Here is a 24074-nt window from a genome sequence, read left to right on the forward strand (position 1 = left end):
CCGGCAGATACGGCTTGTCCGCTCAGTACCGAGAGGTATCTTACCGGGTTAGGCCTTTTCCTTCTGCCTCGTATCATTCATTGCCATGCCGTTGCGCCCTTGCATTCAATGGACGCGATGATTGTAGTGGTCCAATAACCCAACCACCGTCCCAGGCGAGAGATAAATCAGCCTCGGAAAGAGCGATACGGCATTGCCCCGCCCTGCGCTGCAAACCGTCGCCCGGTCCTGATCGTGCAGACGCGTTGATGGTCATGCCTTTGAAAACCCATTTACACTTTCGAGGGTTCGCCTCGTGATTGGCTGCCTGATTCATGCCAGCACAATACCGCTTTCGTTGAAGGTCCCTCGTCAACAAGCGCCCACCTGAACGTCACAACGTGCCGGGACGTCTTAACCGCTTCAGCCAGTCCTCAAGGTGCCTTATGCATTTGATACCCGAACTGAAGAGCGGCGCTAACGTGCTGATATGCGGAGCCAGCCGAGGTATCGGGTTGGCACTGTGCACGGCTCTGCTCGCTCGCGATGATGTGGCTCAACTATGGGCAGTAGCGCGCAAAGCCAGCACCTGCGAAGCGCTGGCCGCGCTTGCAGAGCAGTATGGCCACCGCCTTGTACGAGTTGACTGCGACGCACGCGATGAGCAATCCCTTGAAGCACTCGTGAGCGAGAAGCTCGAAGGCTGCGATCACCTGCATCTGGTCATCAGTACGCTGGGCATTCTTCATCAGGACGGTGCAAAAGCAGAAAAAGGTCTGACGCAACTCACGCTTGCGAGCCTGCAAGCGAGCTTCGCGACCAACACCTTTGCGCCGATCCTGCTGCTTAAACACTTGCTCCCGTTGTTGCGCAAACAACCGTCTACCTTTGCGGCGCTCTCGGCCAGGGTTGGCTCGATTGGCGATAACCGATTGGGCGGCTGGTACAGCTATAGAGCCAGCAAAGCGGCGCTCAACCAGTTGCTGCACACGGCCAGTATCGAGTTGAAGCGCCTGAACCAGGCCTCTACTGTCCTGGCAATACACCCGGGCACGACTGACACGGATCTGTCTCAGCCATTTCAGGCGAACGTGCCTGATGGGCAACTATTCGAACCAGCTTTCTCAGCGGATCGCATTATCGAGCTGATTCAAGCACATGGACCGGCCGACAGCGGGACCTTCTGGGCCTGGAACGACAAGCCCATTGTCTGGTGACGTGTTCACTCGCGAAAACGCTCCAACGTTCAGGCGAGTCCTTGCTGCCTGACCGGTTGTTTTCGGAGTCAATCCAGATCCGTTCGGCGCAGGGCCACCCTGCTCGGCGCTATTGTGCTGTACCACCTGAACCGCGCGAGCGGTTACTGGCGGATACCGAGATCATCAACCTCATGGTTCAGCCCCGGTGCCCGGCAGGGCCATGAGCAGCGCAAGAGCTGGCAGTTCTTCAGCTCGGCTCGGCCTGCAAGAAGCGCTCAACGTCGATGGCGTCGATCTGATCAGGGTGCAAATGCCGTTCGGCGTAGCGTACCGGCAGCCCGGACTGCAAGAACAAGGCGAACAGATCGGCGTCGATATGCCCCTTGTCGCGCAGCCTGGCGAGAATCTCGATCGACTCGGACAATGTCTTGGCGCGCTTGTAGGGCCGGTCGGAAGCCGTCAACGCTTCGAAAATATCGGCGATGGCCATGATGCGCGCCGGGATGGACAGCTGACTCTTGTCGAGCTTGCGCGGGTAGCCCGTACCAAGAAGGGTTTCGTGATGGGTGCCGGCATACTCTGGCACCCGCTTGAGGTTCGACGGCAAGGGTAGATTTTCGAGCATGACGATGGTCTGGATGATGTGCTCGTTGATCTTGAAGCGCTCTTCTTCCGTGAGCGTGCCGCGGCTGATGCTCAGGTTGTAGAGCTCGCCATGGTTGTAGAGGTGCTCCGGAACGCTGACCTTGAAGCCGTACTTGGGGTCGAGCGCCTTGGTCTCGGGGCGCGGGAAAATATGCTGTGGTTTGTCTGCCAGTAGCCGTTCAACCGCGGGCAGCGGCGCCACGGGTACGTCGGCGACGCGCGCCAACTCCGTTGCCGAGAGCCCGAGGCGATCATCGAAATGCCGCAGCCAGGTACGCGCTCCCGCTTTGCCAAGGGTGCCTACATGGTCCGGGTTCATCAGTTCGCCGCCGATATTGCAGCCGGCGATGAAGGCAAATTCGTCCTGGAGCGTTTGCTCCAGCTCCTGATAACGGGCATCGGCCGCCGACCGGTCGTGACCGTCGAGCAGGTACTGCAGTCGCTCGATCTGCGCGTCGCGCAGCAGCACCTCGAAACGCATGCGCACCTCGTGGATGCGGTTGTGGATCGTCTCCAGCTTGGTGGCTTTGTCGACGACATGCTCAGGCGTGGTGATCTTGCCGCAGTCATGCAGCCAGGCGCCGATACGAAATTCACGCCATTCGTCTGCGGTCGTGAAACGAAAGCCCGCCAGCGGTCCTTCGCTGACTTCGCTGGCCGCCTCCGCAAGCATCATCGCCAGCTCCGGTACGCGCTCGCAGTGCGCCCCGGTGTAGGGGCTCTTGGCGTCGATAGCGCCAGCCAGAATCTCGATCATGCCGTCGATAAGCGCACGCTGCGAATCGATCAGGTTGTGGTTCTCGAGCGCCACGGCGGCTTGCGAGGCCAGCGCCCCGATGAATGACATAACCTGCGGCGAGAAGGCGATCACCTCGCCGGTTTCGACGTCCAGGGCATTCATGAACTGCAGCACGCCGATCACCTCGCCACCTCGTGGCGCCAGCGGCACGGTGAGCATGGACACCGTATGGAACCCGGACTCGCTGTCGAAGCTGCGCGTTCCGCTGAGATCGAAACGGCTTTCGGCGTAGACGTCGTCTATCACCACGGTTTCGTTGTGCAGGGCGGCGTAGGTCGACACATGCCGTTCGTTGGGCAAGCCGGTCTGCGGATCGTGCAGCGCAATTTCGATGGTCGGCAGTTCGTCGTCCATGGACCGCAACGCGAAACGCAGCGTGTTGTGCTCGGTCTTGAGGTACATGGTGGCGGCCTGGGCATTACAGATGCGCTTTCCCTGCATCAGGATGTGCCGCAGCAAGGCATCACGGTCGCGCTCGGACGACAGCAGCAAGCCGTTCTCGACCAGGCTGGAAAGCTTCATCTGCGACACCTGCAGGGCCTGGGTCTGGCTCTGCAACGCGGCTTTCATCTCGATATGGTTGCGATTGAGGGTCTCGATCTCGGCGAACATCGAAGCTGCCGGCAGCTCGCCGGAAAAGTCCATCTGGCGGATTTTCTGGGTGTCCTGCACCAGCAGTTTGATGGTCCGATCGATGCTTTCCACACCGTTGAGTACCAGCGGCATGGTGCACAGTACTATCGCGATGGACAGGCACAGCGCCACGGCCGGGGAAACACCCAGAGTCAGCGCCAGCATGGGCCCCAGCTGCAAAAGCAGGAGCGTGATGACGACCAGGCTCCTGCTTTTGAACCGTAGCCTGAATCGCGGCTTGATTTGCCCTGATGACATACTGCAACCTGCGCTACGATCCCTTTGCGTACGACTCGCACATTCGGCCAGACAGCGGTGCTGCGGCCAGATGTACAACGCTCAGCTCGACTCGGGGAAATAGAATGAAAAAGGAGATTACTGTGTTTGCTCGTTTCAAGATATGGCCGCTTGCCGGCGCATTGATGACCTCGGCAGCATTCGCGCTTGAGCCAGCCACATCAATAGGTTACGTGATGAAGGTACAGGGAGAAGCCACCGTCAGCATAGATGGCACAACGCAATCAGCGACGATTGGTACACCATTGTACGTCGGCAGCATCGTAAAAACCGGCCCCGCCGGTTCGATGGGCGTAACCCTCAAGGACAACACGGTGATGTCGTTCGGCCCCAACAGCGAGCTGGCCCTCGACGAGTTTCTGTTCGACCCGGCCCAGGACGAATTGAAACTGAGCGCCAAGATCAGCCACGGCACGCTCGATTACATCTCCGGCACCATCGCCAAACTCAAGCCCGAGGCCGTGGAGATCAACACCCCCACCGGTACCATCGGCGTGCGTGGCACACACTTTCTCGTCAAGGTTGATTGAGTCCGAAACGGCATGCCTGCAACTTATACCCACTTGACCGGCCTTATCCTCTGCGCCTTGCTGAGCAGTGGCTGCGCCTCCAAGACCTATGTGGTGCTGGTAGAAAGCCCCGACGGAAGCACCGGTGCCATCGACGTCAGGACTGACAAGGGCCTCACTCGCATTGACCAGAAGGGTTACGCGGTTGCCCTAGATGGCAGCAGCGCCAAGCCATTCCTGGTGGCGGAGCCGAGACTGGACAAGGACTTCTCCGCCGCCCGCGCGGCTCAGCCTGCGTTGCCGAAAAGCTACCTGTTGTACTTCAGGACCGGCGGTACCAGGCTGACCGAGAAGTCCCAGGCGGAAATCCCCGACGTGTTGCGAACGGTCAGGGAGCGAGGGCCATCGGCCGTTTCCGTGATCGGCCACACCGACACGGTCGGCAGCAAGACAAGCAACGAGGACCTGGGGCTGTTGCGCGCCCGCGACATCGCCCGCCAGTTGCAGGAGAACGGCCTCCAGGCGCTGGAGCTGCTCGTGACCTCCCACGGCGAAGGCAACCTGCTGGTGAAGACCCGGGACAATACTCCGGAGCCCGCCAACCGCCGGGTCGAAGTCACCGTACGCTGAGCCCGCGCCGCGGGCTCTCACTTGCGGCTCATCGCGAACCGCGCCCCTTGCTCACCCGCCCGCAGGCGCTGAAGGTGGAAGGCGACCAGCCCGTCCCGGGGGCGGTGTTCGCCAAGACTCTCGAATACCGCCAGCGCGCCTGGATCGCCACTTTCCAGCAGCCGGTAGGCTGCCTGGTAAGCCTCATCGCCAGGCAACGCGGGTTCGACCATCGCCTCAAGCGGTTCGAACACCCGCACGGTCTCGACCTTACCCTTGAGTACCACCTCGCCCACCGGGCGCATCGGCACGTCGGGGCAGCTCTGGCGAATCGCTTCGGACACGCACAGCAGCGTGCCGATCTGGCTGTTCAGGCTCTCCAGCCGCGATGCGGTGTTTACCGGGTCGCCCAGGGCGCGGTAATCGAAGATCATCGAGCCGCCAAAGTTGCCCACCACCACATCGCCACTGTGCACGCCGATGCGCGTCTGGCCGAATTCGATGCCCCGCTCGCGCAACGAGGTGACATAGGCCCGGGTGAATCGATTGATCTCCAGCGCGCAGGATAGCGCTCGCTGCTGATGATCGGCCTGCGGGATCGGTGCGGAAAACATGATAGCCACCGCATCCCCGACAATTCGATCCAGCGTGCCCTCATGACGAAAGGCGATGCCGATGACCTGCTCCAGGTAGTCGTTGAGCAGGCTTACCGCCGCCTCGGGGGCCTGACGCTCCATCATCGAGGTGAACCCAGTGATGTCGGTGAACACGAAACTGCACGTCTGCCGCTGCCCACCGAGTGTCAGCCGCTCTGGGTGTGCCACCAGATGGCTGACCAGGTTGGGCGAGACGTACCGCGAGAAGGCGGCCTGGATCCAGCGCTGCTCGCGCTCGGCAGCCATGTGCCGCACGATGCTGGCAGCGCCGAATACCAGCAGCAGCCCGAGCGACGGCGTGAACAGGTCGAGCAGCAACCGGTGCGCCACGAACGCATACCAGGCGCCGGCATTGAGCACTGCCACCAGCAACAGCATGAGCACCGCCGACGCCAGCGCCGGCGCATTAAGCGCCAGGACTCCAAGCAGCAGCCCAGCCACCAGCAGGGTCAGGCTCTCCACCGCCAGCGTCCAGCCTGGGCGCAGCAGCAAGGTGTCCGTGAGGATCTGTTCCAGCGCCTGGGCATGGACCTCGACGCCTGGAATGATCCCGCCCATCGGGCTGAAACGCAGGTCCTGCAACCCCTGGGCAGACGTGCCGATCATGATGATGGCGCCTGCCACGGATGGCGCCGCCCCTTCCAGCACCTGCCAGGCCGGTATGCTGCGGCCCGGTTGAGGCGCGGTGAAATGCACCCAGAGTTCGCCGCTGGCCGCGGTGGGAATCTGCAGCCGGCCGATGTCGACCCGCTGCACCCCGGACTCGCTGCTGATGATTCGGTAACGACCAGTGCGCTGCGCCACACGCAGGGCCTCCGCCACCAGGGATGGCCGCAGCTCCCCCGCCAGCGACAGGAATAACGGCACTCGCCGGACCACGCCGTCGGCATCCGGTTTGAAGGTCATCGCGCCGTTGCCGCGGGCAGCCTGTTCCAGCTGCGCCAACGGGCGGGTAGCGCCCTTGAACGCAGGTACGAAGGCGAGCGGGGATTGCCCCTGCACCACCGTACCAAAGCGGCTGAGCGGCGGCCCGTCCGCACTGGCGCTCTGCTCGGCGGCAAATCCGAGCACGGTGTTGCCGCGCTTCAATACCTCGGCGAGCTGCGCGTCGTGGTCTGGCAAGGCGGCCAGCCCGGCGGCCAACTCAGCAGGCAACGCGTTGCCGCGCAGAAGCTGCGTGGGCGAGGTGCGGTCCGGCTCGGCGAACAATACGTCGAACACCACCGCAGCCGCGCCCGCCTGCTCGAGCTTGTCCACCAGCGCCGCGACCTCGGTCCGCGGCCAGGGCCACTGGCCGACGCGCTCGAGGCTTTGCTCGTCGAGGTCGACGATACGCACCGGCGCCTCCTGGTAAAGCCGCGGATGCCAACGCTGGTACTGGTCGAAAACCGCATTGCGGACTTTTTGTACCGGCATTGGATCGAGCAGAAATACCACCAGCAGACCCAGCAAGACGGCAAGGCAAAAGCCGCCCCCTAACGACAACAGACGGAATCTAGGCACACACAGAGGCTCAGGGCAGGATGGAGAACGGCAACGGGTTCATCCGAAGATACCGAAAAAATCGCGGGACAGGTCGGGTGCGTCACAGGACAAAGGGAAAACAGCGTACCCCAGCGAAGAACACGCGCCCTGGTAGAGCGCCATGCACGAGCACATGGCAAGAGGCAAGCGCCAGGGGCTCGAGTATCTCCAGCCCCGGCAAAGCCTGCTCCAGGGGATCAGGTAATGAACGGGCTGATGATCAGGCAGACCAGCAACCCCGTCAGACCAACCAGGGTCTTCATCACGGTCCAGGATTTCAAGGTGTCAGGCACGCTCATGCCGAAATAGCGGTTGGCCATCCAGAACCCGGAATCGTTGACATGAGAAAAAGCGGTACCGCCGCACGCGATGGCTATCACCAGTAACGCGGTCATTTGATCACTGACGCCCATCAATTGCACGACCGGTGCCGTGAGGCTCGCTCCGGTGATCATCGCAACCGTTCCCGAACCCTGGGAGATACGCATCACCGCAGAGGTCATGAAGGCGAAGAGCACCAGTGGCATGCTCAGGCTCTGCATGCCCGCCGCGAGAATTTCGCCGATACCCGAAGCAACCAGAATCTTCCCGAAAACACCGCCAGCCCCGGTAATCAAAATGATGATCCCTGCAGGCTCCAACGCCTTGGTGGCGATCTTTTGCAGTTCATCCTTGCTGTAACCACGCTTGTGGCCGAAGACCCAGAAGGTCAGAAGACAGGTCAGCAATAGCGCAATGATCGGATTGCCCACGAACATCAGGACATCGCGCAGAGCATTTCCTTCGGCCAGCATCAGCTCGGCGGAGGTATTGCTCAGGATTAACAGCAGGGGGAGCAGGAGGATCAAAACCACAGAGCGAAACGAGGGCAGCTTGCTCGCGTCCTCGAAGGCGCTTTGCCCCTGATTCATGTGCTCCGGAACGGGTACGAAGATCCGTTTGGCAATGTATTTTCCGAAGATGGGTCCCGCCACTGCCATCGCCGGCAGGCCCGCGATCACGCCCCAGATGATCACCCAACCGAGATCCGCGCCCAGAATGCTCGCCGTGGCAATCGGCCCGGGTGTCGGTGGAATGAAGGTATGCGTCACGCTCAGGCCCGCGCACAGGGGGATACCGTAGTACAGCAAAGAGCGTTTGGTGCGCTTGGCAATACCGTAGATCAGCGGTACGAGGATGATGATGGCGACATCGATGAAGACTGCTATCGACACCAGAAAACCTGTCAGCCCCAACGCCCACGGTACGCTTTTATCGCTGCAGCGCTCGACCAGGTTGAGCGCCAGGCGCTCCGAGCCACCGCTTACCCGCAGCATTTCTCCGAACATGGCGCCCAGGCCAATGATCAGTGCCACGAACCCCAGCGTGCCGCCCATGGATTTGACGATAAAGTCGAGCAACTCCTGTGCAGGCATTCCAAGGGCAAGCCCGGTTCCCACACTGACCAGGATAAGCGCGAGAAAGGGTTGAAATCGAAACCTTACGATCAGAATCAACAATGCCAGGATGGCACTGACCGAGATCGTGACGATCAGGGCTGTGTTTTCCATGAGTAACTCCGTTTGTTCTTATAGGGGAGTATCGACAGGAGGTGGCAGCGCCCGGCGTCAAACCGGGCAGTGCCTGCGTTATGGCGCGTGAATCAACGGTCCTCGGGGACCTTCGCATGCATGACCGGCGGTCTCAGAAACTCGAAGTCGCAGCCCTTGTCGGCCTGTTGGATCTGCTCGTAGAACAGCTTGCGATAGCCCCGCTCGGCGTCCACCGGCTTGGGCGGCTGCCAGTCAGCGCGGCGACGAGCCAGTTCTTGGTCCGATACTTTCAGTTCAATGCTGCGCTCGGCAACGCTCAGGCGGATCCGATCACCGTTCTGCACCAGCGCCAGGGGGCCGCCCTTGGCAGCCTCTGGCGTCACATGCAGGACGATCGTGCCGGCGGCCGTACCACTCATGCGGCCATCGGAGATGCGCACCATGTCCTTGACGCCGGCCCGGGCAAGTTTCTTGGGAATGGGTATGTAACCCGCCTCCGGCATGCCTGGCGCACCGATCGGACCGATGTTTTTCAACACCAGAATGTCATCTGCGTTGACGTCCAATTCCGGGGCGTCGATGCGCAGCGCCATGTCTTCGGAGTTTTCGAATACCACGACCCGGCCTTCGTGCTCCATGAGCTCGGGGTGGGCTGCGGACTGTTTGATGATGGCGCCTTCTGGCGCGAGGTTGCCGCGCAGAAAAGCGATACCGCCTGCCGGATAGATTGGATTGACGAGGCTGCGTACCACGTCCTGGCTGAACACGGGTACTTCATCCAGCTCCTCACCCAGTGTGCGTCCGGTGACCGTGAGAGCGTCCAGATGCAGGAGTGGGCGCAGCTGATGCAGAACCGTCTGCAGCCCCCCGGCTCGATGCAGGTCCTCCATGTAGTGCTGCCCTGACGGCTTCAGGTCCACCAGCACTGGCGTCTCGCGGCTCATGCGGTCGAAGGCTTGCAGGTCGATATCGAAACCCATGCGGCCGGCGATCGCCGTCAGGTGGACTATCCCGTTGGTCGAGCCACCGACTGCCAGCAGTACGCGCAAGGCATTCTCGAAAGCCTTGGCGGTGAGAATCTTGTCCGGCGTCAGCCCGCTACGAGCCATCTCCACGGCATGCTTGCCGGTCAGTTCGGCGATGCGGATACGATCCGACGTGACGGCGGGTGGAGAGGCTCCACCAGGCATCACGATACCTAGCGCCTCGCCCAGGCAGGCCATGGTGCTGGCCGTGCCCATTACCGAACAAGTGCCAACGCTCGCCACCAACCTGGAATTGACCTCGTTGATTTCCTGCTCGTCTATTTCCTGGCCCCTGAACTGCCCCCAGTAACGCCGGCAGTCTGTACACGCCCCAACACGTACACCACGGTGGCCACCGGTGAGCATGGAGCCGGTAATCAGCTGGATGGTAGGCACATTGGCCGACGCTGCGCCCATCAATTGAGCGGGCACGGTTTTATCGCACCCTCCAATCAACACCACTGCGTCCATAGGCTGCGCGCGGATCATCTCTTCCGTGTCCATCGACATCAGGTTGCGCAAGTACATGCTGGTAGGGCTGGAAAAGCTCTCGGCGATGGAAATTGTCGGGAAGTCGATCGCCAACCCACCGGCCATCATCACGCCGCGTTTTACCGCCTCGATCAGTTGCGGCGCGTTGCCGTGGCAAGGGTTGTAACCGCTCCCGGTATTGGCGATACCGATAATGGTTCGGTCAAGCGCTTCATCCGTGTAACCGGCACCCTTGATGAAGGCCTTGCGCAAAAACAACGAGAATTCGGTGTCACCATAATTGGTGAGCCCCTTGCGAATCCCTTTGGGCACCACCACGGCGGGGGTATCGGCTGCTTTTCTGGTCATGAGGCAGTCTCTTGTTGATTAGATTATTGATAATCTTGTCGATACAGTTAGCCACGTCATGCCTTGGATGGCAACCGCTGGCGGCGGCCGCCCATCAGGACACCGGATTGAGACACGGGACAAAGCGCCCTATATTCTGGCGACTGGGCCCAATGATGCGGAAACCGAGAGCGTGATTCTGGAAGCTGCGAACATAAAAAAAATGCGCGACGTCGACCCTGCGGTGAGCCGGGTGGTCGAGACGCTTGAAGAGGAGATCGTGCTTGGGGTTCTGCACCCAAGAGAGCGTCTTGTGGAGGACGAATTGCTCGGCCGCTTCCAGCTAAAACGTCATGTTGTCCGTCAGGTGCTGGCCGAACTGGAACGCATGGGGCTGGTAGAGCGCAAACGCAATATCGGTGCGTTGGTTAAGGCCTACAGCGCGCAAGAAGTGAAACACCTCTACGCCGTGCGTGAGCTCCTGGAAACTCAAGGCGCCCGGATGATTCGCTTTCCCCTCCCCCCGCAAGGCTGGAGGCCTTGGTGGCCATACAGGAGCAGCATGATGCGGCAGTGGCGGCTGGCGACATGCGTCAAATCTTTCGTCTCAACGTGGCGTTTCATCGAGAGTTCTTCAGCCTGTCCAATAACCCCGTCCTGGTTGCAGCCATACAGGATCATGCGCAACGCGCGCATTCGATCCGTGCCTCGACCATGGCTCTGCCCCAACGAGTGGAGCAGGCTCGCAAGGAGCATTGGCTACTTATCGATGCATTGCGTGCCGGTGATACGCAGCGCCTCGCAGAGCTTTGCAGCATCCACCTGAGCCCCTCGAGGGATGCCTACATCGAGGTACAAAACCGTCGCTGCCCGCCCCAGCCTGAAACATCTGAAGGCTGATGTGCCCACTCCACCCCTGGCCGTACGGTGCGCTACCCATCGAGCCGGTGTCAGACTGAAAGCGGTGCGCCCGACATGCCTGCTCCAGGCAGGTTGTTTCACGTGGCTGTGCGAGGCGCCGTGCATCGACCCAGCGGCGTGCAACCTGCTGCCTGTCAGCACGTTGCCCGATAGGCCGTCCAACAGCACCTCAGCATTCGCCTGCTGCTCAGTGACGGCGCCCGTCAACCCCATCGCTTGCGTGGCGCCACTGCCGAGGGCTGACACCGAACCAGCGGCGGAAGGCGCGGGAGAAAGCGCTGACTTCCGAGTAGCCGAGCAGCGGTGCCAGGTTGGAGATGGGCAATTGATGCTGGCGCAGGTAGTGAGTAGCGAGTTCGCAGCGCAGTTTGTCGACCATCGTGGAGAAGGTCAGGCCCTGGTCGCGCAAGCGGCGCTGCAGTGACCAACTGCTCATGCCGAGCTGTTCGGCGGCCAATTCCAGTACGGGTTCGCCCATCAGCAGCTGCTGGCGAATTTGCTCACGTACGTCATCGGCCAGGTCACGCGCGCCTCTGCCGCTCAGGTTGCTGAGCTGGCTGAGCGAGTCCTGCATCACCAGCAGCAATACCGGATCACCCTGCGGCATGGCGCGGTCCAGGCCGCGCTTGGGGATGACCAGCGAATTGAATGGCTGCTCGAAATACACCGGTGCATCGAAAACCTTGCAGTGCTCCTGCCAGTGTTCAGGGCGCGGGTGTTCGAAATGCACGGCGCGTGGTGCCCACTGACTACCCAGCACGTGACGCACCAGGTTGAGCGCCATGCCCAGGGTCAGCTCGGCGTCCTGGCGGCGGCAGAGGATGGCCCCATGGCGTACCTGGTAGTCGAAGCGATAGCACTCACCTTCGTCCACCAGGCGGATCAGGCTGTTGCGCTGGTGCAGTGGAAAGGCACGGGCGAAGTTGATGAGCGCCTGTTCCACGGTCGCCGAGCACAGGCCGATATAGCCGAGCAGCCCCAGCGCCTGGGGCTTGAACTGTTGGCCGTAGTAAAGCCCGAAGTTGTCGCAACCGGACTGGCGTGACGCTTCCTCCAGCACCTGGCAGTAATTGGGCAGGGCCAGGCTCAGCGTGGGGTGGCGCAGGGACTCCGGATCGATGCCGGACACCCCGAGGACGCGGTCCGGATCGCCGCCGTGTTTCTCGATGAAGCCGCACAGGCCGCTGGCAGCCGCCGCCAATACACCGGTATGGGTTTGCCCACCGGCGAGCAACGACAAACCGGTGGATAGATCAGGCTGAGAGAGTACGGAGCTCATCGGCGCCTCCTAGGTGACAATTCATGTCTGGAAGCAAGAAGTACGCCGCTGTGCTGCCGATAGCTGCGCACCCCGCTGGCTGCGAGCGGCGTGCCATTGATTGCGACAGCGCGCTGCCGATCGGCGGGCCCAAAACGAGTCATTCGGAAACACCCGCACCAAAACCGAGCGCACCATTGGCTCCACCCGACACAGCGCCGGCTCATTGCAAAAGTTGACTTTGCACAACAGCCACCCTCGCCTAGCGTCAAGTCGGCCACATGAATTCGTCTCATAGTTCAACGCGAGCCTCGGTCGTGCTCGCGACCCACCCTGACAACTACAAGAACCGCATTGGGAGAACGTCACATGATCTATGCCAAACCCGGTACCGCAGGCGCCGTCATCACCCTCAAACCGCGCTACGGCAATTACATCGGCGGCGAGTTCGTCGCGCCCGTGGGCGGTCAGTACTTCACCAATACCAGCCCGGTGGATGCCTCGGTGATCGGTGAATTCCCCCGCTCCGACGCCAAGGACATCGACAAGGCCCTGGACGCCGCCCATGCCGCCGCCGACGCCTGGGGCAAAACCTCCGTGCAGGACCGCGCCCTGGTGCTGCTGAAGATCGCCGACCGTATCGAAGCCAACCTCGAACTGCTGGCCGTGGCGGAAACCTGGGACAACGGCAAGGCCGTGCGCGAGACCCTGAATGCCGACGTGCCGCTGGCTGCCGACCACTTCCGTTATTTTGCCGGCTGCATCCGCGCCCAGGAAGGCAGCGCAGCGGAGATCAACGAACACACCGCGTCCTATCACTTCCACGAACCGCTGGGCGTGGTCGGGCAGATCATCCCCTGGAACTTCCCGCTGCTGATGGCCGCCTGGAAGTTGGCCCCGGCCCTGGCAGCCGGCAACTGCGTGGTGCTCAAACCCGCCGAGCAGACGCCGCTGTCGATCACCGTATTCGCCGAACTGGTCGGCGACCTGCTGCCGCCGGGCGTGCTGAACATCGTCCAAGGCTTTGGCCGTGAGGCCGGCGAGGCCCTGGCCACCAGCACGCGCATCGCCAAGATCGCCTTCACCGGCTCCACCCCGGTCGGCTCGCACATCATGAAGTGCGCCGCCGCCAACATCATCCCGAGCACCGTGGAGCTGGGCGGCAAGAGCCCGAACGTGTTCTTCGAGGACATCATGCAGGCCGAGCCGGCGTTCATCGAGAAGGCCGCCGAAGGCCTGGTCCTGGCCTTCTTCAACCAGGGCGAGGTGTGCACCTGCCCATCGCGCGCACTGGTGCAGGAGTCGATCTTCGAGCCGTTCATGGTCGAGGTGATGAAAAAGATCAAGGTCATCAAGCGCGGCAACCCGCTGGATACCGAGACCATGGTCGGCGCTCAGGCCTCGCAGCAGCAGTACGACAAGATCCTGGGCTACCTGGAGATCGCCCAGCAGGAAGGCGCCGAACTGCTCACTGGCGGCGCCAGCGAGAAGCTCGAGGGCGACCTGGCCGGCGGTTATTACATCCAGCCGACCCTGCTCAAGGGCACCAACAAGATGCGCGTGTTCCAGGAGGAGATCTTCGGCCCGGTGGTGGGCGTGACCACCTTCAAGGACGAAGCCGAGGCCCTGGCGATTGCCAACGACACCGAGTTCGGCCTGGGCGCCGGCGTGTGGACGCGCGACATCAACCGCGCCTACCGCATGGGCCGTGGCATCAAGGCCGGCCGTGTATGGACCAACTGCTACCACCTGTACCCGGCGCACGCTGCCTTTGGCGGCTACAAAAAGTCCGGGGTCGGGCGCGAAACCCACAAGATGATGCTCGACCACTACCAGCAGACCAAGAACCTGCTGATCAGCTACGACATCAACCCGCTGGGCTTCTTCTGATCTGCCGATTCGCCTTAGCTAGCCAACCCATAAAGCAGAGCCCGCCACCCTGTGGCGGGTATGAAGGAGTCTGAAATGTCCAAAGAGACACTGACCACACCCTCTCAGGGCGGTGTGGAAACCGAAGCAGTCAGCGCCGACTACTTTGCCAACCGGCAATTGAAGCAAGGCGCCGCCGGCTGGATCCTGTTGATCGGCCTCGGCGTGGCCTACGTGATTTCCGGCGACTATGCCGGCTGGAACTTCGGCCTGGCGCAAGGCGGCTGGGGCGGCATGTTCATCGCCACGCTGCTGATGGCGACCATGTACCTGTGCATGTGCTTCTCGCTGGCCGAGCTGTCATCGATGATCCCCACGGCGGGTGGCGGCTATGGCTTCACCCGCACCGCCTTCGGCCCGTGGGGCGGCTTCCTGACCGGCACGGCGATTCTCATCGAATACGCCATCGCGCCCGCGGCCATCGCCTGTTTCATCGGCGCCTACTGCGAGTCGCTGTTCGGCGTCGGCGGCTGGATCATCTACCTGGTGTTCTACGTGGTGTTCATCGGCATTCACATCCTCGGTGCCGGTGAGGCCCTGAAGCTGATGTTCGCCATCACGGCCGTGGCGGCCATCGCCCTGGGCGTCTACATCGTGGCCATGATCCCGCACTTCCAGGTTGCCAACCTGTTCGACATCCCGGCCACCGAGGCCACCGGCGCCAGCAGCTTCCTGCCGTTTGGCTACCTGGGCATCTGGGCTGCCCTGCCCTACGCGATCTGGTTCTTCCTGGCCGTCGAAGGCGTGCCGCTGGCCGCTGAAGAAACCAAAGACCCGAAACGCGACCTGCCTCGCGGCCTGATCGGCGCCATGCTGGTGCTACTGGCCTTCGCCGGGCTGATCCTGCTGGTTGGCCCTGGCGCGGCTGGCGCCCAGTCACTGATCGCCTCGGGCAACCCGCTGGTGGAGTCGCTGGTCAAGGTCTACGGCGGCTCGACATGGATGAGCCAGTTCGTCAACCTGATTGGCCTGGCCGGCCTGATCGCCAGCTTTTTCTCGATCATCTACGCCTATTCGCGGCAGATCTTCGCCCTGTCGCGCGCCGGTTACCTGCCGCGCGGCCTGTCGCTGACCAACCGCAACAAGGCGCCGGTAATGGCGCTGATCGTGCCGGGCATCGTCGGTTTTGGCCTGTCGCTGAGCGGCCAGGGCGACCTGCTGATTCTGGTGGCGGTTTTCGGTGCCACGCTGTCGTATGTGCTGATGATGGCCGCGCACATCACCCTGCGCGTGCGCCGCCCGGACATGCCGCGCCCGTATCGCACTCCCGGTGGCGTGCTGACTTCCTCGGTCGCCCTGGTGCTCGCGGCAGTGGCCCTGGTGGCCGGTTTTCTGGTCGACCCGCGGGTCGTGATCGGTGCGGCAGTCATCTACGCTCTGTTCATCGCCTACTTCGCCTTGTACAGCCGTCACCACCTGGTGTCCGGTACGCCGGAGGAAGAGTTCGCCGCCATCCAGGCCGCCGAACGCTCCCTGCGCTGATCCACTCCAAGTGGCCGCTCCGGCGGCCGCTCGACAATGAGGGCACCTTTAGAAACGTAGGCGAGGCGGTCAGCGCAAGGCGAAAACAGGCGAGGAAGCGGAGTGTACTTTTGTACATGAGCATTCTGATCGGACTCGCGCACGAGCCTGTTTTCAACGCAGCGATGACAACGCAGGTAGTTTTTAGAGGCGCCCGGGAGGAAGTATATGGCTCGTTTTACCCATACCATCGGCAATATGACCTGGAGCTTCGATAGCTTGCGCCAGCTGATGGCCAAGGCCAGCCCGGCACGCTCCGGCGATTACCTGGCAGAGGTGGCCGCGCAGAGCGATGCCGAACGCGCCGCGGCGCAGATGGCGCTGGCCAACGTGCCGCTCACGCATTTTTTGCAGGAGGCACTGATCCCCTATGAACAGGACGAAGTCACCCGGCTGATCATCGACACCCACGATACCGCCGCCTTCGCTCCGGTCAGCCACCTGACGGTGGGCGGCCTGCGCGACTGGCTGCTGGGCGACGCCGCCGACGAAACAAGCCTGAGCGCCCTGGCTCCCGGGCTGACGCCGGAGATGGCTGCCGCGGTGTCGAAGATCATGCGCGTGCAGGACCTGGTACTGGTCGCGCAGAAGACCCGCGTGGTCACCCGTTTTCGCAATACCATGGGCCTGCGCGGGCGGATGTCCACGCGGCTGCAGCCCAATCATCCAACCGATGACCCGGCGGGCATCGCCGCGAGCATCCTCGACGGCCTGCTGTATGGTAACGGCGATGCGATGATCGGCATCAACCCCGCCACCGACAGCGCAAGCTCGATCCGCGCCCTGGTGGACATGCTCGACGCGATCATCCAGCGCTACGAGATTCCCACCCAGTCGTGCGTACTGACCCACGTCACCAGCTCCATCGCCGCCATCGAGCGCGGCGCGCCGCTGGATCTGGTGTTCCAGTCGATTGCCGGCACCGAGGCGGCCAACGCCAGTTTCGGCGTGACCCTCAAGGTGCTGCAGGAAGGTTACGAAGCTGGCCTGAGCCTGGGGCGCGGCACCCTGGGCAACAACCTGATGTACTTCGAAACCGGCCAGGGTAGCGCCCTGTCGGCCAACGCCCACCACAACGTTGACCAGCAGACCTGCGAAACCCGCGCCTATGCGGTGGCCCGGCACTTCAATCCGTTCCTGGTCAACACGGTGGTCGGCTTCATCGGCCCGGAGTACCTGTACAACGGCAAACAGATCATCCGCGCGGGCCTGGAGGATCACTTCTGCGGCAAATTGCTTGGCGTGCCGATGGGTTGCGACATCTGCTACACCAACCATGCCGAAGCCGACCAGGACGATATGGATACGCTGCTGACCCTGCTCGGTACCGCGGGCATCAACTTCATCATGGGCATACCCGGCTCCGACGACGTGATGCTCAACTACCAGACCACCTCGTTCCATGACGCGCTGTACGCGCGCAAGGTGCTTGGGTTGCATGTCGCCCCGGAATTCGAAGAGTGGCTGGCGCGCATGGGCATCTTCCAGCAACAGGGCGGCCGCCTGCGCATGGGCGAGGAACTGCCGCCGGCCTTCCGCAAGGCCCTGGCGCAGCTCGCCTGACTCCCCCCTTCTCGCCCGCCTCGAGGTTTCCATGCCAGACGACAAATCCCCCGCTACCAAAAACCCCTGGCAGCATTTGCGACAACTCACGCCGGCGCGTATCGCCCTGGGGCGCGCGGGTACCAGCCTGCCGACCGCTGCCCAGCTGGATTTCCAGTTCGCCCACGCCCAGGCCCGTGACGCCGTGCACCTGCCGTTCGACCATGAAGGTCTGCGTGAGGAGCTGCAGGGGCGCGGGCTCGACACCCTGCTGGTGCAAAGCGCGGCAGCGGACCGGCATACCTACCTGCAGCGCCCGGACCTGGGTCGCCGCCTCAACGAGGAATCGGCCCAGGCCCTGGATGACTACGCCAGGGAAAAGGGCCGCGGTTATGACCTGGCCATCGTCATCGCCGACGGCCTGTCGTCCCTGGCCGTGCGCCGCCACAGCCTGCCATTTCTGGAACGGCTGCTCGAACAGATTGACGAAGAAGGTTGGAAGCTGGCGCCCATCACCCTGGTCGAGCAGGGCCGAGTCGCAGTGGCGGACGAAGTGGGCGAGCGTCTGGGCGCGAAGATGACGGTGATCCTGATCGGCGAACGCCCGGGCCTGAGTTCGCCCGACAGCCTGGGCCTGTATTTCACCTATGCGCCACGGGTAGGCCTCAACGACGCCTACCGCAACTGCATCTCCAACGTGCGCCTGGAGGGCCTGAGCTACGGCATGGCGACCTTCCGGCTGATGTACCTGATGCGTGAGGCCTGCCGGCGCCAGCTATCGGGCGTCGACTTGAAGGACGAAGCCGAAGTGCCGACCCTCGAAGACGCCGGGCCGGGCAACTTTCTGCTGCCGGGTCAGCATTAACGCGCAGGGTGTCGCTTCATCCGCCACCATCGCGGCCGCAAAGGTGGATGAAAAGAGCGTCATCCACCCTTCGGATTGTCACCATTCTGGCAGTTGAAAGACCGGCCGAAGGCCAACAGGGGCCATCGGCACCGTACCTGTGGGAACGGGCGGGTACGCTTGGTCCATGCCCGTGGCTTTTCGCGGGCATGGACCGCTCCCACATACCTGAGCCAGTAGCCGCCTTGTCCCTGTAGACGAAACGAGCCGTCATCGCTGGCCTGCCTGTGGCCTCAGCGCGCCTCGATGCGAAACCCGAGCCTTGGGAAGTGCACATGCACGACGCCGGCGCGGTCGTCTTCTCGGCGCAGGATCAGCTCCTCCACACCCGCGAACAGCAACTCGCCTTCCACGGCTTCCACACCATAGTCGATGGCAGAGATCGCCACACGCTGACCGGCCACGAAGCCATTCGGATCGCTGAACGCATCCTCTGGCAACGCCGCCGGCGTGGCCGTCCGCGCCACATCGATGGCGCCCTCGCTGCTCAGCTCCTCTGGCTTGCCGCGCCCGCGCGCCAGCACCCGGTCCAGCCACGCCGCGACGACCGGGTAGCCGTCAACCAGCGGCGAGGTGACCGGCGTGGCACGCAGGAACCACAGCGGATGCGCCATGGCGATGTCGGCCAGACTCGCCTCGCCGAACAGAAACTGGCCGCCGCAGGCCTGCAACTGAGCCTGCAAGCGCGCCATCAGAACCGGCCACTGGTGCCTGGCCACTTCGGCAGGCAGGCGAGCGGCCTGGCCGCCGGAAAACAGCTTGGCGCGATCAGCAACGAACGCCTGCACGAACTCCGGCGGTGCCTTGGCGAAGCGCACGGCGATGGATTCTGGCTGGAACACCAAGCTTACCGCATGCTGGAACACCACGGAATCGGCCCACTGGGCGAAGGCGGCAATGGCGAACGCCTGCGCGCTCGGCAGCAGCGCCGGCTGCGGCTGCTGCGCCTCCAGGCGACGGGCGATCAAGGCGGTGTCGCAGTAGATGTCAGCGCCTATCTGCAGCACCGGCGTCTTGCGATAGCCGCCAGTCAGGGCAGTCAGGTCCGGCTTGGGCATCAGCGGCGGGATCTGCACAGAACGCCAGGCCAGGTTTTTGAAACCCAGCAGCAGACGCGCTTTTTCGGCAAATGGCGAGGTGGGGTAATGGTGCAGGATCAGCTCAGACATCGGAAACCTCCGGAGGCGGATGAGTCCAGCAGCTTACCTCAGCCTGACGTTGGCGCTAGGCAGAACCCAGTGAGGCGGATGGCTGCTCATCATGCACATGCATCAGGCTGCCGGTAGCAACCAGCGTTTCCTTGGCGCCCTTGCCGAGCCGCTTGATGGCTCGCTCGCGGCGCAAGGCGTCGCCCTTGCCCGCACAACTTTCGCTATAGACCAGGGCTACCGCGGGGCTGGAAAAGAAGAAGCGCGCGCCTTTGCCACTCTGGTGCTGGGCGAAGCGCCGCTGCGGGTCGTCACTGATGCCGCAGTAGAGCGCGCCATTGGCGGCGCGCACCAGGTAGACGAACCAGGCTTTATCCGGCGTAACGCTCATTGCCAGGGATCAGGCGAACCACTCGCGGGCGGAACGCCATACGCACATGCCGACGAAATATGCCGACGACAGCCCCCACAGCACCAGCAACCAGACCGGCTGGGTCGGGAACTGCAGAATCAAACCGGCACAGGCGACCATCCAGATCATGGTCACCGCGATATTCAGCGCCATGAACTGCTTGACCCGGAACGGGTGCAGGAACTTCATGCGGGTCAGGGTCAGACCGGCCAGCACCATGATCACCAGGAAGGTCACCCAGGGCTGGAAATCGAGCAGGTAGAGGTACACCACCACCACGTTCCACGCCGCCGGGAAGCCGACGAAATAGTTGTCCTTGCTCTTCATGTTGACGTTGCAGAAGCAGAACAGCGACGACAACAGAATGATGCCCACGGACAGCAGCAGCGTGTACTCGGGCAGCGGGATGAAGCGGTACACGAAGATTGCCGGGATGAACACGTAGGTGAGGTAGTCGATCACCAGGTCGAGCGTGGAACCGTCGAAATGCGGCAGCACCACCTTGACCTCGTACTTGCGCGCCAGGGTGCCGTCCAGGCCGTCGACCAGCAGCGCAAGCCCCAACCACATCAGGCAGCTTTCCGCCCGCCCGTCGATCAGCGCCAGCAGTGCGAGCATGCCGAGGATGACCCCACTGGCAGTTACCGCGTGCACACTCCAGGCTTTGGCTTTACGGGGAGATAGGGACATAACACTCATGATCGAAATACTCTGGCGGACGGGCGTTCACTGGACGAATTGAGCCTTTACATACGCTCGGCCATTCATCAGCGAAGATTCTGACCGGAGAGCGTACCACTCCGTTCAGCCGCGCGCTTCTACACCGTGCTGCCCGTCTGACGCACGGGCGGCCTGAAACTGCCGCAGGCCGTTCCTGGCCTGCCTGCGCACGGTATTTTTCAACAAGGGTGTCCAGCCAAGCAAGACACCTTTAATGCCCAGTGCCTGAGCGGCCCAGCGCCACATGTCGAAGTGATCGCGGTGCTCGACGATCAATCCGTCACGGACCACGAACGAGGCCCGGATGCGGTTTACCACCGTGCGCCCGGTCTGGCTGAACAGATACGTCGCCTCCCAATCGGCGCTGCCGCCCTGGGCATCGGCCTGCACATTGGAAAAAGTCAGGGAAAAATTGCGCGCCCGGGTGGTCAGCATGCGCCACATGTCAACGGCGTCGCCGCCGCTCAGGGTGCCGAAAGCCGGATCGGTGAAACGCACGTCCGGCGCGTAACAGCGGCCCATCTCCTCGGCATCGAGCCGCTGGAAAGCCTGGTAGAAACGGGTGATCACTTGGGCATTTTCTGCAGACATGGCCTGGGCTCCGGGAAACGTGCTGCAGTATCACCTTGCCGCGAACGGCCGCCAAGAGCGGGCGAGTCACGGAAGCACCATCTCGACGGTATCGCCGAGCAGAAATTCGCGATTGCGCTCCGCGCAGTCACGCAGGTAATCGGCGACCAGGGTGATGCGCTTGAGCTTGCGCAGGCCCTCCCGGTAATAGAGCCAGAACTGCCGGGTAACCTTCACCTGCTCGGGCCGCCCCTCGATCAGGCAGGCATCTGGCGCTGCCAGGAAACACGGCAGGACGGCCGGCGCACGCCCCTGCAGTGCGCCATGTACTGCGTGACGACACGGGTACTGCGCAACAGGCTGTTGGCATTGGGTACCAGGTAGAACAGCACCGGGCTGAATGCCAGGTCATCGACATAGGTGATGAAAGCGTGCCGCCCCAGCTCATGCAGGCCGTGATCGGCGGGGGTGCGCTGAGATGGCCGGGCGTTGCGTAGAGTTGAGGTTGTAGTCACACAGCCTCGAGCATACATGGGGCCCGGGTTCGGGGCGCTCCAGGGTGATGGCGATATCCGCCTCGCGCCGGGACAGGCTGATGAAATGCGGCACCGGCAACAGGTCGATGGCGATGTTCGGGTAGATGCCCTGAAAACCACCCCGTTGCGGCGCCACGAAATAGCTGCCGAAGCCCTCGGTCGAACCGCTCAGCGGCCTACTGGCGGCGTTCGCAACTTACGCCATCGGTTTTATCGGCCGGCCGCCAGGCGGCCTATCAGGCACAGGCAAAACAACGCCGGGGCTGAGTCCAGGCAACGTACTCACGTACTGTGTCGGCTTCAGCCCCGGCGTTTTTCATGAACGTTCGGGCATTGCGCAGGCAATGCTGCGCGCTGCCCGACCATTCTCAGTGCAGGATCTGCCCCAGGAACAACTGGGTACGCTCATTCTGCGGGTTGTCGAAGAAGGCATTGGGCTCGGCCTGCTCGACGATTTCGCCCTTGTCCATGAAGATCACCCGATCCGCTACGGTACGGGCGAAGCCCATCTCGTGGGTTACGCAGAGCATGGTCATGCCGTCCTGGGCCAGACCGATCATGGTGTCGAGTACTTCCTTGACCATTTCCGGGTCGAGTGCCGAGGTCGGCTCGTCGAACAGCATGATCTTGGGCTTCATGCACAGCGCGCGGGCGATGGCCACACGCTGCTGCTGGCCACCGGACAACTGCCCCGGATACTTGTGAGCCTGCTCCGGAATGCGCACGCGCTCGAGGAAGTGCATGGCGATTTCTTCGGCCTTGCGCTTGGGCATCTTGCGCACCCACATCGGCGCCAGCGTGCAGTTCTGCAGCACGGTGAGATGCGGGAACAGGTTGAAGTGCTGGAACACCATGCCCACTTCACGGCGCACGGTTTCGATGTCCTTGAGGTCACGGGTCAGTTCGGTACCATCGACCACGATGCGACCGGCCTGGTGTTCTTCCAGGCGGTTGATGCAGCGGATGGTGGTGGATTTGCCCGAACCCGACGGCCCGCACAGCACGATACGCTCACCCTGACGCACATCGAGGTTGATGTCCTTGAGTACGTGGAACTGCCCGTACCACTTGTTCACGCCCTGCAACTGAATGATCGGCTCGGCGCTGGGTTGCTTGTTTGCTTCACTCATAATTCACTCCTCTCGAGGGGCTGATTCAGGATTTAGCGAGCTAGAGCCAGGCAAGGCGAGAACAGTCGAGGGAGCGGAATGTACGGTTGTACATGAGCATCCCGAGAGTGTTTTCAACGCCGCCTGGCCGACGCGCAGCGAATACTGAACAGCTCCTAACGCTTGTGACCGGTGTCGAGCTTGCGCTCCAGATGGAGCGAATAGCGGGACATGCCGAAACAGAAAATCCAGAAAATCAGGGCGGCGAACACGTAGCCTTCGGTGGCCATGCCCAGCCACGCAGGGTCGGCAGCCGCCTGCTTGACGCTATTGAGCAGGTCGAACAGGCCGATGATGATCACCAGGCTGGTGTCCTTGAACAGGGCGATGAAGGTATTGACGATACCCGGAATCACCAGCTTGAGCGCCTGCGGCAGGATCACCAGACCCATCATCCGCCAGTAGCCCAGGCCCATGGCGCCGGCAGCCTCGTACTGCCCCTTGGGAATCGCCTGCAGGCCACCGCGCACCACCTCGGCGATATAGGCCGACTGGAACAGGATGACGCCAATCAGCGCACGCATCAGCTTGTCGAAGCTCATGCCTTCGGGCAGGAACAACGGCAGCATCACCGAGGACATGAACAGTACGGTGATCAGCGGCACGCCGCGCCAGAACTCGATGAAGGTCACGCAGACCACCTTCACCGCCGGCAGGTTGGAGCGCCGCCCCAGCGCCAGCAGGATGCCCAGCGGCAACGCACCGGCGATACCGACGGCAGCGATCACCAGGGTCAGCATCAGGCCGCCCCAACGGCTGGTCGGTACGGTTTCCAGGCCGAACACGCCGCCATGCAGCAGGCACCAGGCGACGATCGGGTAGATCACCAGGAAACCGATGCCGTAGACCGCCTTGCGCGGGAAGCTGGAAATGAACAGCGGCGCGGCACCGACGATCGCCAGCACGGCGGTCAGGTCCACGCGCCAGCGCAGCTCGCCGGGGTAGAAGCCATACATGAACTGGCTGAAGCGCGCCTGGATGAACACCCAGCAGGCGCCTTCCTTGGTGCAGTCAGCGCGGGTGCTGCCCACCCAGTTGGCGTCGATGAACGCCCACTTGAGCAGCGGCGGCACTATCAACCAGACGAGGTAGATGGCGAACAGGGTCAGCAGGGTGTTGAGCCAGCTGGAGAACAGATTGCTGCGCATCCAGGCGACTGCGCCAATGCTGGCGCCGGGTGGCGGCTGATCCGGTTTGAAAATATGGGTTGTGCTCATG

At 62.5% G+C, this 24074-nt stretch carries 19 protein-coding genes and 2 pseudogenes; 9 read left to right on the forward strand and 12 right to left on the reverse strand.

What is annotated here, in order from left to right; all coding sequences use genetic code 11:
• The first annotated feature begins 425 nt into the window (after positions 1-425).
• On the forward strand, positions 426-1196 hold the full coding sequence (locus tag ACZ0AV_RS08215) for an SDR family NAD(P)-dependent oxidoreductase (RefSeq protein WP_499150584.1): 771 nt from the start codon (positions 426-428) through the stop codon (positions 1194-1196).
• Between the two features lie 229 nt (positions 1197-1425).
• Here the strand turns inward: ACZ0AV_RS08215 and ACZ0AV_RS08220 are convergent, their stop codons facing one another.
• Positions 1426-3420, reverse strand: coding sequence for an HD domain-containing phosphohydrolase (locus tag ACZ0AV_RS08220; protein ID WP_499150585.1), 1995 nt, complete (start codon positions 3418-3420; stop codon positions 1426-1428).
• A 197-nt stretch (positions 3421-3617) separates the two neighbouring features.
• On the opposite strand from ACZ0AV_RS08220, the gene ACZ0AV_RS08225 reads away from it, so the two are divergent.
• On the forward strand, positions 3618-4082 hold the full coding sequence (locus ACZ0AV_RS08225) for a FecR family protein (RefSeq protein ID WP_499150586.1): 465 nt from the start codon (positions 3618-3620) through the stop codon (positions 4080-4082).
• 12 nt (positions 4083-4094) lie between these two features.
• Positions 4095-4691, forward strand: coding sequence for an OmpA family protein (locus tag ACZ0AV_RS08230; RefSeq protein ID WP_499150587.1), 597 nt, complete (start codon positions 4095-4097; stop codon positions 4689-4691).
• 17 nt (positions 4692-4708) lie between these two features.
• Here the strand turns inward: ACZ0AV_RS08230 and ACZ0AV_RS08235 are convergent, their stop codons facing one another.
• The 3 genes from ACZ0AV_RS08235 to ACZ0AV_RS08245 form a co-directional block, all read right to left on the reverse strand.
• Positions 4709-6829 carry a CHASE2 domain-containing protein gene (locus ACZ0AV_RS08235; RefSeq protein ID WP_499150588.1) on the reverse strand — a complete coding sequence of 707 codons (2121 nt, stop codon included), beginning with the start codon at positions 6827-6829 and terminating at the stop codon, positions 4709-4711.
• 218 nt (positions 6830-7047) lie between these two features.
• On the reverse strand, positions 7048-8400 hold the full coding sequence (locus ACZ0AV_RS08240) for a GntP family permease (protein ID WP_499150589.1): 1353 nt from the start codon (positions 8398-8400) through the stop codon (positions 7048-7050).
• 92 nt (positions 8401-8492) lie between these two features.
• A complete protein-coding gene (locus tag ACZ0AV_RS08245) occupies positions 8493-10247 on the reverse strand; it encodes an IlvD/Edd family dehydratase (RefSeq protein ID WP_499150590.1) in 1755 nt (584 codons plus the stop codon).
• A gap of 202 nt (positions 10248-10449) precedes the next feature.
• Between ACZ0AV_RS08245 and ACZ0AV_RS08250 the strand changes: the two are divergent.
• Together ACZ0AV_RS08250 and ACZ0AV_RS08255 are read left to right on the forward strand one after the other, a co-directional pair.
• Positions 10450-10644, forward strand: a pseudogene (locus tag ACZ0AV_RS08250) (GntR family transcriptional regulator); the annotation flags it as partial.
• Between the two features lie 155 nt (positions 10645-10799).
• Complete coding sequence (locus ACZ0AV_RS08255) at positions 10800-11126, forward strand: FCD domain-containing protein (RefSeq protein WP_499153330.1); 327 nt, start codon at positions 10800-10802, stop codon at positions 11124-11126.
• Positions 11127-11334: 208 nt separating this feature from the next.
• Here ACZ0AV_RS08255 and qhpR read toward each other — a convergent pair whose 3' ends face one another.
• The gene (gene qhpR, locus ACZ0AV_RS08260; protein ID WP_499150591.1) at positions 11335-12426 is read right to left on the reverse strand and encodes an AraC-like transcriptional regulator QhpR; all 1092 of its coding nucleotides are present in this window, start codon (positions 12424-12426) and stop codon (positions 11335-11337) included.
• Between the two features lie 348 nt (positions 12427-12774).
• Here qhpR and exaC point away from each other — a divergent pair, with 348 nt between their 5' ends.
• The 4 genes from exaC (at position 12775) to eutC (ending at position 18262) form a co-directional block, all read left to right on the forward strand.
• Positions 12775-14295, forward strand: coding sequence for an acetaldehyde dehydrogenase ExaC (gene exaC / locus ACZ0AV_RS08265; RefSeq protein ID WP_499149811.1), 1521 nt, complete (start codon positions 12775-12777; stop codon positions 14293-14295).
• 75 nt (positions 14296-14370) lie between these two features.
• Complete coding sequence (gene eat / locus ACZ0AV_RS08270) at positions 14371-15816, forward strand: ethanolamine permease (RefSeq protein ID WP_499150592.1); 1446 nt, start codon at positions 14371-14373, stop codon at positions 15814-15816.
• A gap of 207 nt (positions 15817-16023) precedes the next feature.
• On the forward strand, positions 16024-17418 hold the full coding sequence (locus ACZ0AV_RS08275) for an ethanolamine ammonia-lyase subunit EutB (RefSeq protein WP_499150593.1): 1395 nt from the start codon (positions 16024-16026) through the stop codon (positions 17416-17418).
• Between the two features lie 31 nt (positions 17419-17449).
• A complete protein-coding gene (gene eutC / locus ACZ0AV_RS08280; RefSeq protein ID WP_499150594.1) occupies positions 17450-18262 on the forward strand; it encodes an ethanolamine ammonia-lyase subunit EutC in 813 nt (270 codons plus the stop codon).
• Positions 18263-18534: 272 nt separating this feature from the next.
• On the opposite strand, the gene ACZ0AV_RS08285 is transcribed toward eutC, so the two are convergent.
• The 7 genes and pseudogenes from ACZ0AV_RS08285 to ACZ0AV_RS08315 form a co-directional block, all read right to left on the reverse strand.
• Positions 18535-19470 (reverse strand): glutathione S-transferase family protein, encoded by a 936-nt coding sequence (locus tag ACZ0AV_RS08285; RefSeq protein ID WP_499150595.1) that lies wholly within the window; start codon positions 19468-19470, stop codon positions 18535-18537.
• A 55-nt stretch (positions 19471-19525) separates the two neighbouring features.
• Positions 19526-19840 carry a GIY-YIG nuclease family protein gene (locus ACZ0AV_RS08290; protein WP_499150596.1) on the reverse strand — a complete coding sequence of 105 codons (315 nt, stop codon included), beginning with the start codon at positions 19838-19840 and terminating at the stop codon, positions 19526-19528.
• Positions 19841-19849: 9 nt separating this feature from the next.
• On the reverse strand, positions 19850-20560 hold the full coding sequence (gene pcsA / locus ACZ0AV_RS08295; RefSeq protein ID WP_499150597.1) for a phosphatidylcholine synthase: 711 nt from the start codon (positions 20558-20560) through the stop codon (positions 19850-19852).
• Positions 20561-20665: 105 nt separating this feature from the next.
• Positions 20666-21172: a nuclear transport factor 2 family protein gene (locus ACZ0AV_RS08300; RefSeq protein ID WP_499150598.1), complete on the reverse strand. Its 507-nt coding sequence runs from the start codon at positions 21170-21172 to the stop codon at positions 20666-20668.
• Positions 21173-21238: 66 nt separating this feature from the next.
• Positions 21239-21853, reverse strand: a pseudogene (locus tag ACZ0AV_RS08305) (substrate-binding domain-containing protein); the annotation flags it as partial.
• 202 nt (positions 21854-22055) lie between these two features.
• Entirely contained in the window at positions 22056-22817 is a 762-nt protein-coding gene (locus ACZ0AV_RS08310; protein ID WP_499150599.1) for an amino acid ABC transporter ATP-binding protein, read from the reverse strand.
• Positions 22818-22972: 155 nt separating this feature from the next.
• Positions 22973-24073: an amino acid ABC transporter permease gene (locus ACZ0AV_RS08315; protein ID WP_499150600.1), complete on the reverse strand. Its 1101-nt coding sequence runs from the start codon at positions 24071-24073 to the stop codon at positions 22973-22975.
• Position 24074: the final 1 nt, after the last annotated feature.

Source organism: Pseudomonas sp. AC532 (assembly GCF_979258965.1).

Excerpts from the sequence above, each read along its gene's own strand:
- eat (WP_499150592.1), top strand. The coding sequence starts at position 14,371 with ATGTCCAAAGAGACACTGACCACACCCTCTCAGGGCGGTGTGGAAACC.
- ACZ0AV_RS08310 (WP_499150599.1), bottom strand. The coding sequence starts at position 22,817 with ATGAGTGAAGCAAACAAGCAACCCAGCGCCGAGCCGATCATTCAGTTG.
- ACZ0AV_RS08225 (WP_499150586.1), top strand. The coding sequence starts at position 3,618 with ATGAAAAAGGAGATTACTGTGTTTGCTCGTTTCAAGATATGGCCGCTT.
- eutC (WP_499150594.1), top strand. The coding sequence starts at position 17,450 with ATGCCAGACGACAAATCCCCCGCTACCAAAAACCCCTGGCAGCATTTG.
- pcsA (WP_499150597.1), bottom strand. The coding sequence starts at position 20,560 with ATGAGTGTTATGTCCCTATCTCCCCGTAAAGCCAAAGCCTGGAGTGTG.
- ACZ0AV_RS08215 (WP_499150584.1), top strand. The coding sequence starts at position 426 with ATGCATTTGATACCCGAACTGAAGAGCGGCGCTAACGTGCTGATATGC.
- qhpR (WP_499150591.1), bottom strand. The coding sequence starts at position 12,426 with ATGAGCTCCGTACTCTCTCAGCCTGATCTATCCACCGGTTTGTCGTTG.
- ACZ0AV_RS08300 (WP_499150598.1), bottom strand. The coding sequence starts at position 21,172 with ATGTCTGCAGAAAATGCCCAAGTGATCACCCGTTTCTACCAGGCTTTC.
- ACZ0AV_RS08230 (WP_499150587.1), top strand. The coding sequence starts at position 4,095 with ATGCCTGCAACTTATACCCACTTGACCGGCCTTATCCTCTGCGCCTTG.
- ACZ0AV_RS08245 (WP_499150590.1), bottom strand. The coding sequence starts at position 10,247 with ATGACCAGAAAAGCAGCCGATACCCCCGCCGTGGTGGTGCCCAAAGGG.
- ACZ0AV_RS08240 (WP_499150589.1), bottom strand. The coding sequence starts at position 8,400 with ATGGAAAACACAGCCCTGATCGTCACGATCTCGGTCAGTGCCATCCTG.
- ACZ0AV_RS08315 (WP_499150600.1), bottom strand. The coding sequence starts at position 24,073 with ATGAGCACAACCCATATTTTCAAACCGGATCAGCCGCCACCCGGCGCC.
- ACZ0AV_RS08285 (WP_499150595.1), bottom strand. The coding sequence starts at position 19,470 with ATGTCTGAGCTGATCCTGCACCATTACCCCACCTCGCCATTTGCCGAA.
- ACZ0AV_RS08220 (WP_499150585.1), bottom strand. The coding sequence starts at position 3,420 with ATGCTGGCGCTGACTCTGGGTGTTTCCCCGGCCGTGGCGCTGTGCCTG.
- ACZ0AV_RS08290 (WP_499150596.1), bottom strand. The coding sequence starts at position 19,840 with ATGAGCGTTACGCCGGATAAAGCCTGGTTCGTCTACCTGGTGCGCGCC.
- exaC (WP_499149811.1), top strand. The coding sequence starts at position 12,775 with ATGATCTATGCCAAACCCGGTACCGCAGGCGCCGTCATCACCCTCAAA.
- ACZ0AV_RS08275 (WP_499150593.1), top strand. The coding sequence starts at position 16,024 with ATGGCTCGTTTTACCCATACCATCGGCAATATGACCTGGAGCTTCGAT.